Source organism: Pantoea sp. T14 (genome assembly GCF_036663535.1).
Lineage (GTDB): Bacteria > Pseudomonadota > Gammaproteobacteria > Enterobacterales > Enterobacteriaceae > Pantoea > Pantoea phytostimulans.
In genome coordinates, this window is the sequence record NZ_JAWUEB010000027.1 from 129,075 (window position 1) to 142,532 (window position 13,458).

General features: G+C 50.6%; 18 protein-coding genes. 11 read left to right on the forward strand and 7 right to left on the reverse strand.

Annotated features, from left to right (window positions below; all coding sequences use genetic code 11):
- Nucleotides 1-184 precede the first annotated feature (184 nt).
- A complete protein-coding gene (gene ybjM, locus SC127_RS18610; RefSeq protein WP_243078520.1) occupies nucleotides 185-550 on the forward strand; it encodes an inner membrane protein YbjM in 366 nt (121 codons plus the stop codon).
- A 122-nt stretch (nucleotides 551-672) separates the two neighbouring features.
- Here ybjM and SC127_RS18615 read toward each other — a convergent pair whose 3' ends face one another.
- Entirely contained in the window at nucleotides 673-936 is a 264-nt protein-coding gene (locus SC127_RS18615; RefSeq protein WP_215847222.1) for a GrxA family glutaredoxin, read from the reverse strand.
- 270 nt (nucleotides 937-1,206) lie between these two features.
- On the opposite strand from SC127_RS18615, the gene SC127_RS18620 reads away from it, so the two are divergent.
- The 9 genes from SC127_RS18620 to SC127_RS18660 all read left to right on the forward strand — a co-directional run bounded on the left by SC127_RS18620 (nucleotide 1,207) and on the right by SC127_RS18660 (nucleotide 8,786).
- On the forward strand, nucleotides 1,207-1,458 hold the full coding sequence (locus tag SC127_RS18620; protein WP_243078261.1) for a DUF1418 family protein: 252 nt from the start codon (nucleotides 1,207-1,209) through the stop codon (nucleotides 1,456-1,458).
- A 16-nt stretch (nucleotides 1,459-1,474) separates the two neighbouring features.
- Entirely contained in the window at nucleotides 1,475-2,197 is a 723-nt protein-coding gene (gene nfsA, locus SC127_RS18625) for an oxygen-insensitive NADPH nitroreductase (RefSeq protein ID WP_332627451.1), read from the forward strand.
- Between the two features lie 21 nt (nucleotides 2,198-2,218).
- Nucleotides 2,219-3,121 (forward strand): 30S ribosomal protein S6--L-glutamate ligase, encoded by a 903-nt coding sequence (gene rimK, locus SC127_RS18630; protein ID WP_332628237.1) that lies wholly within the window; start codon nucleotides 2,219-2,221, stop codon nucleotides 3,119-3,121.
- Between the two features lie 87 nt (nucleotides 3,122-3,208).
- Nucleotides 3,209-3,694, forward strand: a complete 486-nt coding sequence (locus tag SC127_RS18635; RefSeq protein WP_215847221.1) for a YbjN domain-containing protein — start codon at nucleotides 3,209-3,211, stop codon at nucleotides 3,692-3,694.
- A 369-nt stretch (nucleotides 3,695-4,063) separates the two neighbouring features.
- Entirely contained in the window at nucleotides 4,064-5,173 is a 1,110-nt protein-coding gene (potF, locus tag SC127_RS18640; protein WP_215847220.1) for a spermidine/putrescine ABC transporter substrate-binding protein PotF, read from the forward strand.
- 123 nt (nucleotides 5,174-5,296) lie between these two features.
- Complete coding sequence (gene potG / locus SC127_RS18645) at nucleotides 5,297-6,430, forward strand: putrescine ABC transporter ATP-binding subunit PotG (protein WP_332628239.1); 1,134 nt, start codon at nucleotides 5,297-5,299, stop codon at nucleotides 6,428-6,430.
- A gap of 9 nt (nucleotides 6,431-6,439) precedes the next feature.
- Nucleotides 6,440-7,402 carry a putrescine ABC transporter permease PotH gene (potH, locus tag SC127_RS18650; protein ID WP_215847219.1) on the forward strand — a complete coding sequence of 321 codons (963 nt, stop codon included), beginning with the start codon at nucleotides 6,440-6,442 and terminating at the stop codon, nucleotides 7,400-7,402.
- Entirely contained in the window at nucleotides 7,399-8,244 is an 846-nt protein-coding gene (gene potI, locus SC127_RS18655) for a putrescine ABC transporter permease PotI (protein WP_215847218.1), read from the forward strand. The genes potH and potI overlap by 4 nt, the downstream gene beginning before the upstream one ends.
- Nucleotides 8,245-8,318: 74 nt before the next feature.
- Nucleotides 8,319-8,786: a YbjO family protein gene (locus tag SC127_RS18660; protein WP_243078259.1), complete on the forward strand. Its 468-nt coding sequence runs from the start codon at nucleotides 8,319-8,321 to the stop codon at nucleotides 8,784-8,786.
- A 142-nt stretch (nucleotides 8,787-8,928) separates the two neighbouring features.
- Here SC127_RS18660 and artJ (SC127_RS18665) read toward each other — a convergent pair whose 3' ends face one another.
- The 5 genes from artJ (SC127_RS18665) to artP all read right to left on the reverse strand — a co-directional run bounded on the left by artJ (SC127_RS18665) (nucleotide 8,929) and on the right by artP (nucleotide 12,651).
- A complete protein-coding gene (artJ, locus tag SC127_RS18665; RefSeq protein ID WP_215847216.1) occupies nucleotides 8,929-9,660 on the reverse strand; it encodes an arginine ABC transporter substrate-binding protein in 732 nt (243 codons plus the stop codon).
- Between the two features lie 124 nt (nucleotides 9,661-9,784).
- Nucleotides 9,785-10,453 (reverse strand): arginine ABC transporter permease ArtM, encoded by a 669-nt coding sequence (artM, locus tag SC127_RS18670; protein ID WP_332627456.1) that lies wholly within the window; start codon nucleotides 10,451-10,453, stop codon nucleotides 9,785-9,787.
- On the reverse strand, nucleotides 10,453-11,169 hold the full coding sequence (gene artQ, locus SC127_RS18675) for an arginine ABC transporter permease ArtQ (protein WP_243078257.1): 717 nt from the start codon (nucleotides 11,167-11,169) through the stop codon (nucleotides 10,453-10,455). Before artQ ends, artM begins: the two co-directional genes overlap by 1 nt.
- A gap of 6 nt (nucleotides 11,170-11,175) precedes the next feature.
- On the reverse strand, nucleotides 11,176-11,907 hold the full coding sequence (gene artJ / locus SC127_RS18680; RefSeq protein ID WP_243078256.1) for an arginine ABC transporter substrate-binding protein: 732 nt from the start codon (nucleotides 11,905-11,907) through the stop codon (nucleotides 11,176-11,178).
- A gap of 15 nt (nucleotides 11,908-11,922) precedes the next feature.
- Entirely contained in the window at nucleotides 11,923-12,651 is a 729-nt protein-coding gene (artP, locus tag SC127_RS18685) for an arginine ABC transporter ATP-binding protein ArtP (RefSeq protein WP_332627459.1), read from the reverse strand.
- Between the two features lie 80 nt (nucleotides 12,652-12,731).
- On the opposite strand from artP, the gene SC127_RS18690 reads away from it, so the two are divergent.
- Nucleotides 12,732-12,875, forward strand: coding sequence for a hypothetical protein (locus tag SC127_RS18690; protein ID WP_215847212.1), 144 nt, complete (start codon nucleotides 12,732-12,734; stop codon nucleotides 12,873-12,875).
- Between the two features lie 11 nt (nucleotides 12,876-12,886).
- On the opposite strand, the gene SC127_RS18695 is transcribed toward SC127_RS18690, so the two are convergent.
- A complete protein-coding gene (locus SC127_RS18695) occupies nucleotides 12,887-13,426 on the reverse strand; it encodes a lipoprotein (protein ID WP_332627462.1) in 540 nt (179 codons plus the stop codon).
- Nucleotides 13,427-13,458 lie beyond the last annotated feature (32 nt).

The window sequence follows — 13,458 nt, forward strand, 5'->3', positions numbered from 1 at the left end:
CCCGCATTGAAAAATGCAGCTGCAGGATAGGGTGATGCGGCGGCTATTCTAATCAGAAAAATCTTTCTCAGCTATGCGCTGAAATCATTCAGACGAACAGCGGACTGTTTCTTTTTATTTCCACCTGAGCGCAGCAGGTAGGGCGTTGAATTTTGTCATGTTAAATGTTGATGAGTGGGGTGATATGCCGCAGCGTTCTTATCTCTGGACTATCCGTCTTCTGGGCGTGGTGATTTATAGTCTGGTGTTCATTTTTGCGCACGATTTTTGGCAGACCGGTAAAGCGGCTGTCCGCGGTCAGCCGGAATTACTGCTTTTCATTCTTCCCGGTGTCTTTATGGCTTTAGTGCAGACGAACAGCCCGCTGAAAAGTACCTTGTTAATGGCTTTGTGGGGATCGTTGTTAGCCGCATTGATGCTCAATAGCGCGTTATTTCCCTCAACAAATTGGCTTTTTCTGACTGCATGGAGCCTGAGTGCCATTTTTTGGGCCGGTTGTGGCGCGTTGCTGGTGCGATTATTGCGGATAATGTTAACGCTTAGAAGTTAAGGTGGGCGTAGAGATGAAACCGTTCAGAGCGTTGTGATGCAGCGGCGTGATCAATTTTCGCGGATATTAGCGAAGCAGTTTATCGTTTGGACTAAACCGCTTCGTGAGATCTTCATGCACCTTTAAGCAACAAAGCCCAGGTTTTCTTTAGTCCACGCCGCAAACTCGGTGTAGCCACCAATGTGCTGTTCGTCGAGGAAAATCTGTGGCACGGTGTTTACGGGTTTGCCTGCGCTGGCTTCCAGATCCGCTTTCGTAATCCCTTCCGCCTGAATATCAACGTATTGAAAGCTAAAATCGTCGCGATCGGCCGCTAATTTGTCAGCCAGTTCTTTGGCACGTACACAAAAAGAACAACCCGGGCGACCAAAAATTACAGCAATCATTGAAAACTCCTTGCAGACTATGTTGTGTGATCTGCATCACGCAACAGGTAAAAGAATGACAATCATCATGCCCGCTCGTACCGCTTAAAGAAAGCAGGATTTACCTGTTAGTCTGATGCCCGCCGTCTATACCCGTCTTGATCTAAAATGCAGGCGCGTCAGCGTTATGTACGGGTCTTAACTTCTTTTCAAAAGATGTCGGGTATGGGCAGGCGCTGACTTGTTAACCATAATTACCGTTCCATTCAGGTGTGATGCAGGAGCGGAGTAATGCGAAATGTAGCGAGATTACCGAAACCCATTCTGGTAATGGAGGCGATAGGTGGCCTGCTGATTATTGCCGCACTGCTGGTGATCAATCAGTGGCTGCCTGCGTCAACATCGGTCGACAGCAAAACGCTGGCGACCGGGCTGTTGTTATTTGGCGTCATTTTGATGCTGCCTGCCGCCTGGCTATTAATGTGGCGCACCGCAAAAGCGATGGCGCCGCAGTTGTTTAATCGCACCGACAAAAAAAGATAATGTTGCTGGAGAGTTTATGACACCGACCATTGATTTATTGTGTAGCCACCGTTCCATTCGCGCGTTTACCGATCAAGCCATCAGCGAAGCGCAACGTGAGGCAATTATTCACGCAGCGCAATCGGCGTCCACATCCAGCTTTTTGCAGTGTTCTTCTATTGTGCGCATCACCGACAAAGGCCTGCGCGATCAGCTGGTCACTTTATCTGGCGGACAGCCTTGGGTGGCGGATGCGGCTGAGTTTTGGATCTTCTGTGCCGATTTCAATCGTCATCTGCAGATCTGCCCGGATGCGCAGCTTGGTCGCGCTGAGCAACTGCTGTTAGGTTGTGTTGATACAGCATTGATGGCACAGAACGCCATGATTGCAGCAGAGTCAATGGATCTGGGTGGCGTGTTTATTGGTGGTATCCGCAATAGCATTGCGCAGGTTACTGAATTACTTGAGCTGCCAAAATATGTGCTGCCGCTGTTTGGTTTCTGTATGGGTTATCCTGAATCCGCACCAAATGTGAAGCCGCGTATGCCACAGGCGATGTTAGTGCATGAAAATCGCTATCAATCGGTGGATCCAGCGGTGCTTGCCGATTACGATAATCAGATTACTGAATATTATCAGCAGCGCGACAGTAACCAGCGTAGCGAAACCTGGAGCCAGCTGATTCAGCGCCTGATCATTAAAGAAACGCGCCCATTTATGCTGGATTATCTGCATCAGCAGGGTTGGGCGACACGCTAATCTGACCCAAGGAATGTGATGATGAAAATGGCCATCCTGTCTTGTGATGGATCGCTTTATTCATGCCGCCGTTTACGTGAAGTTGCCGAGCAGCGTGGCCATTTTATTCACATCATTGATCCGCTTTCTTGCTACATGAACATCAATCCCGCGTCGCCTGCAGTACATTATTGTGGCGAACCGCTGGAATATGTTGACGCCGTTATTCCTCGCATCGGTACCTCCATCACCTTTTATGGCACGGCTGTGTTGCGCCAGTTTGAGATGTGCGGCAGTTATCCGCTCAATGACTCCGCAGCGATTACCCGCGCGCGTGACAAATTACGCTCCTTGCAGTTGCTGGCACGGGCAGGCATTAATATGCCAGTAACTGGTTTTGCCTCCTCGCCTGACGATACGCAAGATCTTATCGCGATGGTGGGCGGCGCGCCGCTGGTGGTAAAGCTGGTGGAAGGGAGTCAGGGAATTGGTGTGGTGCTGGCAGAAACGCGGCAGGCTGCGGAAAGCGTTATTGACGCCTTTCGCGGCCTGAATGCGCATATTCTGGTGCAAGAGTTTATCAAGGAAGCGCAAGGGCGCGACATTCGTTGTCTCGTCATTGGCAACAAGGTGGTCGCGGCCATTGAGCGTCAGGCGAAAGAGGGCGATTTCCGATCAAACCTGCATCGCGGCGGTAAAGCGCATCCGGTTAACATCACCGATCAGGAGCGTGAAATTGCTGTTAAAGCCGCGTCAACACTGGGATTAGACATTGCAGGCGTTGACATTTTACGCGCACATCGCGGCCCGTTAGTGATGGAAGTTAACGCCTCGCCAGGGTTAGAAGGTATTGAAGCCTCCACCGGGTTGAATATTGCCGGTATGATGATTGACTGGATTGAGCAACACGCTCTACCCGGCCAACGTCCTAAAACCGCTGGCTAACCCGCGCTTTTCAGCGGTTTTCATAGCGTCAATGGCAATTTTTCCGTAAGCTTAGTCGCCTGTTTATTCACCCCAAGGGATTTTACGATGGATTCTCTTGTCGTTCCGGATATCGACCTGTTGCGTCGCTGGCTGGATCAGCAAAATATCACCTGGTTCGAATGTGATGCCTGTCAGGCACTTCATCTGCCGCACATGCAGAACTTTGAAGGGGTGTTTGACGCCAAAATCGATCTGGTCGACAACGTCATTCTGTTTTCTGCGCTGGCGGAAGTGAAGCCGACGGCATTAATTCCTTTGGTTGGCGACCTGTCGCAAATCAATGCCAGTTCACTCACGGTTAAAGCCTTTATCGACATTCAGGATGATAATTTGCCGAAGCTGATTGTGTGTCAGTCGATGACCACCACAGCGGGTCTAACCTTTGGCCAGTTTTCACATTTCATGAAGCAGAGTGAAGAGCAAATTTCCATGGTCATTCTGGAAGCGTTTGCCAACAATTTGTTGATGATGAGTGAAGATGAAGAAGAGGAGCGCCCGGCGACCTTGCTCGGCCACTCAATGCTGCATTAATCCTTCCAGATTTAACTGCTGCATAATGCAGCAGTTTTTCTTTATGCCCCACCACGTTTTATTCTGCATTTTGCCCTTTAATGCCAGATATTTGTCGTTCTTTATGCCATCAAAGCCGAACCTCATAGTTTAAAGATGAATAAAATATCGCAATTAGGCGTTTTTTACGCTGAGGTCTGGTTAACCCTCATCAGGGCGGCTATTCTTGCGGGGCTACGTCAGCCTTGTAAATGCAGCGCAGGTATAGGTTTTTACTATTAAACTCCCGCTGAATAATGATTCATTGTGTCACTAATTTTACGCACAGAACGCAACGTTCGGATCAGGTATTTGTAGCGTTGTGATGACCCGCTCAGGAGGAAGTAAAACATGTCCAACCAACGTCAAAAATGGTTGTCAGGTGTGGTTGCTGGCGTGCTGATGGCAGCTTCTGCCAGCACAATGGCGGAAGATAAAACGCTGCACGTATATAACTGGTCCGATTATATCTCACCAGATACCGTTCCGAATTTCGAAAAACAGACCGGCACTAAAGTGGTCTATGACGTGTTTGACTCCAACGAAGTGCTGGAAGGCAAGTTAATGGCCGGCAGCACCGGTTATGACGTGGTAGTGCCATCCTCCAGCTTCCTGGCGCGTCAGCTGCAATCTGGCGTGTTTCAGCCGTTAGACAAAAGTAAATTGCCTAACTACAAAAATCTCGATCCGGCGCTGATGGAAAAAGTCGCGCAGCACGATCCGGGCAATAAATACGCCATTCCTTATCTGTGGGGCACCACCGGTATTGGTTATAACGTTGATAAAGTTAAAGCGGCGTTGGGTGCGGATGCGCCCGTTAACAGCTGGGATTTGGTCTTAAAACCTGAGAACCTGGAAAAATTGAAAGGCTGCGGGGTTTCCTTCCTCGATGCGCCAGAAGAGATTTTCGCCACCGTGCTGAACTATCTCAGTAAAGATCCGAACAGCTCAGATGCGAAGGATTACTCAGGTGCAGCCACCGATCTGCTGCTGAAATTGCGTCCGAATATTCGCTATTTCCACTCTTCGCAGTACATCAACGATTTGGCTAACGGCAATATCTGCGTGGCTATTGGTTGGTCAGGCGATATTTTGCAGGCGAAAGATCGCGCCGATGCCGCGAAAAACGGCGTACATCTGGCTTACAGCGTACCCAAAGAGGGCGCGCTGGCGTTCTTTGACATGATGGCGATTCCGAAAGACGCGAAAAATCTGGATGCCGCTTATCAGTTCCTGAACTACATGATGGATCCGAAAGTGATCGCTGATGTCTCTAACAAGATGTCCTACGCTAACGGTAACAAGGCATCGCTGCCGCTGATTAACGCTGACGTGCGTAATAATCCAGGTATCTTCCCAACGCCTGAAGCCATGTCAAAACTGTTCGTGCTGAAAGTACAAGATCCAAAACTGGATCGTGTGCGTACGCGTGCATGGACTAAAGTAAAAAGTGGTAAGTAATTCGTTCTAAACGAATAGGCTTATAACGAAACAGCAACAGAGGTGCAGTGATGGCCTCTGTTGTGCCATTTTTAGCGGCTGGCTTTGCCGTGCAGTTCCGCGTGGCCCCGGAGATTAATGTTAGTGAACGACGCCATTCCTCGTCCTCAAAATAAAACCGCAAAGGCGTTAACGCCGCTGCTAGAAATCCGCAACCTGACCAAATCGTTTGATGGTCAGCACGCTGTTGATGATGTCAGCCTGACGATTTACAAAGGCGAAATTTTTGCGCTGCTGGGTGCATCCGGCTGCGGTAAATCGACGCTACTGCGCATGCTGGCGGGCTTTGAACCGCCAACCAGCGGCCAGATCGTATTGGATGGACAAGATTTGTCTCACGTTGCGCCATATCAGCGCCCAATTAACATGATGTTCCAGTCCTACGCCCTGTTTCCACATATGACTGTGGAACAGAACATCGCTTTTGGCCTGAAGCAGGACAAGTTGCCAAAGGGTGAGATCAGCAGCCGGGTTGAAGAGATGCTGACGTTAGTGCACATGCAAGAGTTCGCCAAACGTAAACCGCATCAGCTTTCGGGCGGCCAGCGTCAGCGTGTGGCGCTGGCACGTAGTCTGGCAAAGCGTCCAAAGCTGTTATTGCTGGATGAGCCGATGGGTGCGTTGGATAAAAAGTTGCGTGACCGCATGCAGTTAGAAGTGGTCGATATTCTTGAGCGTGTCGGCGCGACCTGCGTGATGGTGACGCACGATCAGGAAGAGGCGATGACCATGGCGGGTCGTATTGCCATCATGAACCGCGGCAAATTTGTGCAGATTGGCGAGCCGGAAGAGATTTATGAACACCCAACCAGCCGCTACAGCGCCGAATTTATCGGCTCAGTCAATGTCTTTGAGGGTCTGCTGCGCGAGCGTCGTGAGGATGGCCTGGTAATAGACAGCCCCGGCTTGCTGCATCCACTGAAAGTGGACTCAGACGTCTCAGTGACAGACAACGTGCCGGTACACGTCGCGCTGCGTCCAGAAAAAGTGATGCTTTGTGAAGAAGTTCCTGCAGATGGCTGTAACTTTGCGGTGGGTGAAGTGGTGCATATTGCCTATTTAGGCGACTTGTCGATTTTTCATGTGCGCCTGCGTAGCGGGCAAATGATCAGTGCACAATTGCAAAATGCACACCGCTTTCGCAAAGGGTTGCCGACATGGGGCGACGAAGTTCGTCTCTACTGGGAAAGCGACAGCTGCGTGGTGTTGACGGTTTAAGGAGGCGCAATGAGCCAGATTTTTCAACGCAGCAAAGCGCCCGCCAAATTGGTTGGTACGCCGCTGCAGCGCTGGGTAACGCGCATCAAAATGCAACATGGCCGCAAGCTGGTCATTGCATTGCCTTATATTTGGCTGGTGCTGTTTTTCCTGCTGCCTTTCCTGATCGTGCTGAAAATCAGCTTCGCGGATATCGCTCGCGCCATTCCGCCGTATACCGATTTAATCAGCTGGGCCGACGATCAGTTCAGCCTGATTCTCAATTTTGCCAACTATCTGCAACTTACTGATGATCCGCTGTATATCGACGCCTATTTGCAATCTTTGAAAGTGGCAGCGATCTCCACGGTGATCTGTCTGTTGATTGGTTATCCGCTGGCGTGGGCGGTGGCGCACAGTAAGCCCTCAATGCGCACCATTCTGCTGCTGCTGGTGATTCTGCCGTCGTGGACCTCATTTCTGGTGCGTGTTTATGCCTGGATGGGGCTCCTTAACAACAACGGTATTTTGAACCGCTTCTTGCTGTGGCTGGGCGTGATCGACCATCCGCTGGTGATCCTTTACACCAACACTGCGGTTTATATCGGCATTGTTTACTGCTATTTGCCGTTTATGGTGCTGCCTATCTATACCGCATTAACCCGCATCGATTATTCGCTGGTGGAAGCGTCGTTGGATTTGGGTGCGCGTCCGCTGAAAACTTTCTTCAAGGTGATTGTGCCGCTAACCAAAGGTGGGATTATTGCCGGTTCGATGCTGGTATTTATTCCGGCGGTCGGAGAATACGTGATTCCTGAACTGCTTGGCGGGCCTGACAGCATCATGATTGGTCGTATCTTGTGGCAAGAGTTCTTTAATAACCGCGATTGGCCAGTCGCATCTGCGTTGGCGGTGATTATTCTGCTGATACTGATTCTGCCTATCATCTGGTTCCACAAGCATCAAAATCGTGAAATGGGAGAGAAGGGATGAATAATCTGCCAACGATCCGCTCGCCCTGGCGCACCGCCATTTTGGCGTGCTGTTTCCTGTTTCTTTATGCGCCGATGCTGCTGTTGGTGATTTATTCATTCAACAGCTCGCAGCTGGTCACGGTGTGGGAAGGTTTTTCGTTTCACTGGTACAGCGTGCTGTTTCAGGATGATGCGATGATTGATGCGGTGCTGCTGAGTTTAAGCATCGCGGGGTTATCGGCCAGCATGGCGGTGGTATTGGGCACGCTGGCGGCAGTGATCATTGTGCGCTTCGGTCATTTCCGCGGTCACAACGGTTTTGCCTTTATGCTGACAGCGCCACTGGTTATGCCGGATGTGATTACGGGGTTATCGCTGCTGTTGCTGTTTGTCGCGATTGGCAATGCCATCGGCTGGCCGAGTGAGCGCGGCATGTTAACTATCTGGCTGGCGCACGTCACGTTTTGTACCGCCTATGTGGCGGTGGTGATCAATTCGCGCCTGCGTGAACTGGATCGCTCCATTGAAGAAGCGGCGATGGACTTGGGCGCAACGCCGCTGAAAGTGTTCTTCGTGATTACCGTGCCGATGATTGCACCCGCGCTGGTGACGGGCTGGTTGCTGGCGTTTACGCTATCGCTTGATGATCTGGTGATTTCCAGTTTTGTCACCGGACCAGGCGCGACCACGCTACCCATGGCAATTTTCGCCACCGTGCGCCGTGGCGTGAACCCGGAAATTAATGCACTGGCCTCGCTGATCCTGTTCATTGTCGGTTTGGTTGGTTTTATTGCCTGGCGCTTCATGGCGCATACAGAAAAACAACGTTTAAGCGATATTCAGAAAGCTAAACGTGGCTGAAACTCGTAAGCTTTGCCACTATAAGAATGGGCTGGTTTTCCAGCCCATTTTCAATGGCGTACGGAGCACGGAACATGTCGGAAACCCTCAAACACCGCCCGGTTTTACCAGAAGCACCCGTGGCGGTATCGGTCGCAGGGATTGCTATTATCGTTACGCGTTGCCTTAGCGTATTGATGCTAGCTAACGAACTGGGTTACGCCGAAATCGTTAATTTTGTTCATCGCAGCGCCCAAGCCTGGGATTCCACATTTATCTTTATTGCCAGCCAACTGATTTTTCTGTTTGAGCTACGTTGCGCGTTTACGTTGATGCGGGGCAGCAATCGCGGACGTTGGGGATATGTCGGGACACAGGTGATTGTGTTGTTTTATATGCTGATGGCTTCAATGGGATGGATCTACCCAGAAATATTCAGTATTAGCGGTGAGAGTAATGCGCAGATTATCCACCATACGCTGTTGCAGAAGCTACCGGACGTTGTGGTGCTGATGCTGCTTTTCCTGCCTGTCAGCAGCCGCGTCTTTTTCCATAAGCGTTGAACGCACGCCTGCCGCAACTCTGCTTTGTCAGGTTTTAGCGGTTGCCGAGCGATTGATGAACGAGGGTGGGCCAGCGTAGCAATCATCTGAACTGAGGACAGTGCAGAACCGGTCAGACAATGACCTTGCTGGCCCATAATATTTATTCGGGGAACCACTTCTGATTGAGCTGCTGCCAGCTGCCATTAGCTTTCATTTCAGCCAGTGCGCTATTCAACTTCTCGCGTAACTCTTCGTTACCTTTGCGTACTGCGATACCTAAACCGGTGCCAAAGTAATCGGTATCGGTGACATGTTCACCCACGGTAGCGAGATCGTTATTGGTTTTTAACCACTGATTAACCACTGCGCTGTCGCCAAATACGCCATCCAGACGACCGTTTTTCATATCCAAAATTGCGTTCTGGTAGCTGTCATAGGCCACCATCACGACTTCAGGATGTTTATCCTGCAAGAATTTCTGATGCGTGGTGCCGTTCTCTACGCCAATGCGCTTGCCTTTCAGCTGGCTGAAATCGTTGAATTTACCTTTGCGAGCAATAACGATGGCGGAGTTAGCGTAATAAGGCTGCGTGAAATCAACCTGTTTACTGCGATCGGGCGTGATGTCCATGCCGGAGATCACCGCATCGTAACGACGGAATTTCAACGACGGAATCAAGCTGTCAAAAGCGTTATTGGTAAACGTACAGTCTGCTTTCATCTGCTGGCATAACGCTTTAGCCAAATCGATATCGAAGCCGACAAGCTGATTTTCACGATCCAGAGATTCAAAAGGGGGATAGGTTGCCGAAGAGGCAAAACGGATTTTCTCCGCAGCGTGGGCATTCATTGCCAGGGTTGCCAGTGCAGCGGCAACAATCCATTTTTTCATGATACGGCTCCTGTAAAACGTCATTAGCACAGCGTTTGGACGCGTTACAAGATGCCACTGAATGAATCTTTATGCAATATCTGTGAGTAAATAAGTGAAAAAGGCGAGAATTCTCGCCTAAATATCAGTTTCGGCGCTCAAATGCCAGCGCGCGCTTTTCGATCAGACGCATCATCAAAGTGAGTAAACCATTGACGCACAGATAAACCAGACCCGCCGCCGCGAACACGGTGACATCGTAGGTGCGTCCGTACAGCAATTGTCCGTGTCCCATCACTTCCATCAGCGTAATGGTATAAGCCAGGGAGGTGCCTTTAAACACCAGCACCACTTCATTGGAATAGGATGAGAGGGCGCGTTTAAAGGCGTAAGGCAGCAGGATGCGCAGCGTATCTTTGCGGTTCATCCCAAGCGCAGCACAGGATTGCCATTGACCAGCAGGGATGGCACGCACAGCACCATAAAAAAGCTGCGTGGTATAAGCCGCACTGTTTAGTGACAGTGCCAACATGGCACACAGCCACGGTTGTGACAGCAGATGCCACAACCAGGGAATCTGTTGAATGCTCGGGAACTGGCCGGGACCGTAATAGATCAAGAATATTTGTACGAGCAGCGGCGTGCCGGTAAACAGCGTAATAAAACATTTTACCAGCGGTGTCAGCAGCGGCATTTTAAGTGACAGCACCACGGTGAACAGCAATGACAGCACCAGCGCCACGATCAGCGAGGCCACAGTCAGTGTCAGGCTGGTATGCAGCCCTTTCATTAATTCGGGTAGATACTCAAGCATCAGCTGTTTCCCCGCTCAAAACGGGTAGTGCGTAATTCAATGCGGCGTAATACCGCCTGGCTGAACAACGTAATAACCAGATAAATAGCCGCCGCCACTAAAAACCAGGTAAACGGCTCTTGAGTGCGGGTCGCAATGCTTTTGGTTTGCAGCATCAGGTCATTTACGCTAATCAACGATACCAGCGCCGTATCTTTCAGCAATACCAGCCATTGGTTGCCTAAGCCTGGCAAGGCATGCCGCCACATCTGCGGCATAATCAGACGAAAAAATATGGCTGATTTCTTCATGCCCAGCGCCTGACCCGACTCCCATTGTCCCACCGGCACCGCTTTTAATGCGCCGCGCAGGGTTTGGGATGCATAAGCGGCATAAAGCATCGCCAAGGCAATCACGCCACACAGGAAGGGGCTGACGTCGAAGTTTTCGATCTGCATCTGTATCGGCAACTGGAACAGGCCGAAATTGAGGGTAAAGCCGTCAGATAAGATCAGCAGCAGCTGCGAGGCGCCGAAATAGATAAACAGCACCACCAGAATTTCCGGCAGGCCGCGGATCAACGTGACTAAACCTGTACCGAGCCACGCCAGCGGTTTCCAGCGCACCGATTCCCAGCCAGCAAAAATCATCGCCAGCACCAGGCCAGCGATGAGAGCACAAACGGCAAGGCCGACGGTCATACCGGCGGCGCTTGCGAGTGGAATCATTTCATTCATTGAAAATTACTGTTGGAACCATTTGCTGTAGATGGTTTTGTAAGTGCCGTCTGCTTTGACTTTATCCAACGCGGCGTTGAATTTAGTCTGCAGCTCGCTGTTACCCATGCGTACTGCGATACCCAAACCGGTACCGAAATAGGCTTTGTCCGTGACTTTTTCACCGACAGGTGCCAGCGCAGTGTTCTGCTTCAGCCATTCGTTTACCACTGCGGTATCACCAAAGACGGCATCGATACGGCCATTTTTCAGGTCAAGAATCGCGTTCTGGTAGCTGTCGTAAGGTACGGTGGTAATTTCACTGTGTTTTTCGGTCAAATATTTCTGGTGCGTGGTGCCATTCTGAACCCCAACACGTTTGCCTTTCAGTGCTGTCACATCAGCCACTTTGCCTTTCTGCGCAACAAACAGCGCAGAGTTATCGTAATAAGGCTTGCTGAACAGAACCTGCTTTTCACGCTCTGGCGTGATATCCATGCCGGCCATAACAGCATCAAAACGACGGAATTTCAGGCTTGGGATTAAACTGTCAAAGGCCTGATTGGTGAAAGTACAGGTTGCGTCGATCTCTTTACACAGTGCGTTAGCCAGATCGACATCGAAGCCCTGAATTTTGTTGTCTGAGTCAACAAACTCAAACGGAGGATAAGAGGCTTCAGTGGCGAAGCGAATCGTTTGAGCGGCTGATGCGCTCAGGCTCAATCCAGCAAGCAGTGCAGCAAGTACAACTTTTTTCATTTTTAGCATCCTGACTTAGTGCGAAAGGTAGTTGGCAAACGCTTCGGTTTGCGGCTGTGTAAATCGGCTGGCGTCGCCCTGTTCCACAATATGACCGTTCTCCATGTAAACCACGCGGCTGGCAGTTTTACGTGCCACTTCCACTTCATGGGTAACGATTACTTGGGTAATTTGGGTCTGCGCCAGCTCGCGAATAATGCTGACAATCTGGGCGGTGATTTCGGGATCGAGCGCGGCAGTAGGCTCATCGAATAGCAATACCTGAGGTTCCATCATCAACGCACGCGCAATAGCGACGCGCTGTTGCTGACCGCCGGAAAGATGCAGCGGGAAGCGATCGCTATAAGGCATTAAGCGCAGGCGATCCAACAGCTTGTCGGCGCGTGCTTTTGCATCCGCTTTGCTTAAACCCAAGACGCGGCAGGGCGCTTCAATCAGGTTTTGCAACACAGTGAGGTGCGGCCAAAGATTATATTGCTGAAAAACCATGCCGACATTTTGGCGAAGTTCGCGAATTGCCGCGTCAGAGGGCTTTTTGCTGAAATCGAACTGGTTTCCGGCGATCTGCAAATGGCCAGAGCGCGGATGCTCCAGCAAATTCAGTACGCGCAGCAGAGAACTTTTGCCTGCGCCGCTCGGACCGAGCAGCACCAGCGTTTCGCCCTGCGGGCATTCCAGGTTGATGTCAAACAGCGCCTGATGAGCACCGTAGAAGCAGTTAATTGCGTTTAGTTGAATACTCATGCGCCAAATATGAATAGCTATTAGTGTCGTGGATTTTAACGTCCTCAGAATAGTTATGCAATTGAGGTGGGTTAAAATTTATGAAACAGCAGCAAAACCCTAAAAGCGTAGCACAATATCGCGCCTTTCCCCTTCACGTTTGGCTGGGTTGCGTGTTTATCCTTGAACTGAAACTAAAAGCGCACCACATTGCTGCAGTACGCTTTTTTTATCTAAATACCTGAAAAATAATGTATTACTTCTTCTCGTATTCCAGCGTCTGACCCAGCGTGCCGCTACCCGGATGTGACCAGTTGGCCGCATAACGTATGTCGTCAACGACCCAGCAGGTGCCTTCACGGATCATCAATACTTCATCCTGCCATTGTTTACCGTCACGGCTCAGATCAACACGCAAAGGAATATTATGCGCATCGCTGTTAGGAATAGTGGAGGCGTCCGCTACGCTGGCTACCGTTGGACCTTGCGCCAGGCTGGAGAAGAGATCGCCGTTGCGCCATGCGCCATTTTTGGTGTTGCCGTTGGCGGCAAGTAACGTTTGATAAAGGTGATCGCTTAGATAAGGACGATATTTTGCCAGCGTGCTGCTGTCAGGCAAACCCTGCGTAGGCTGGGCAACGCGCAGGTCATAAAACTGCTGGGCAACGCTATCAGGACCGCCCTCAGCGCAGGGCGCTGTACGTGGGCCATTATCCTTGATGACCGGCTCAACCGTGGTACAGGCGCTAAGCAGCACTGCCGCAGGTATCAACAGCGCAAAGGCTTTGTTTCTCATCTCGATTTCCTTATTGTTCTCTGGCAAAGCGC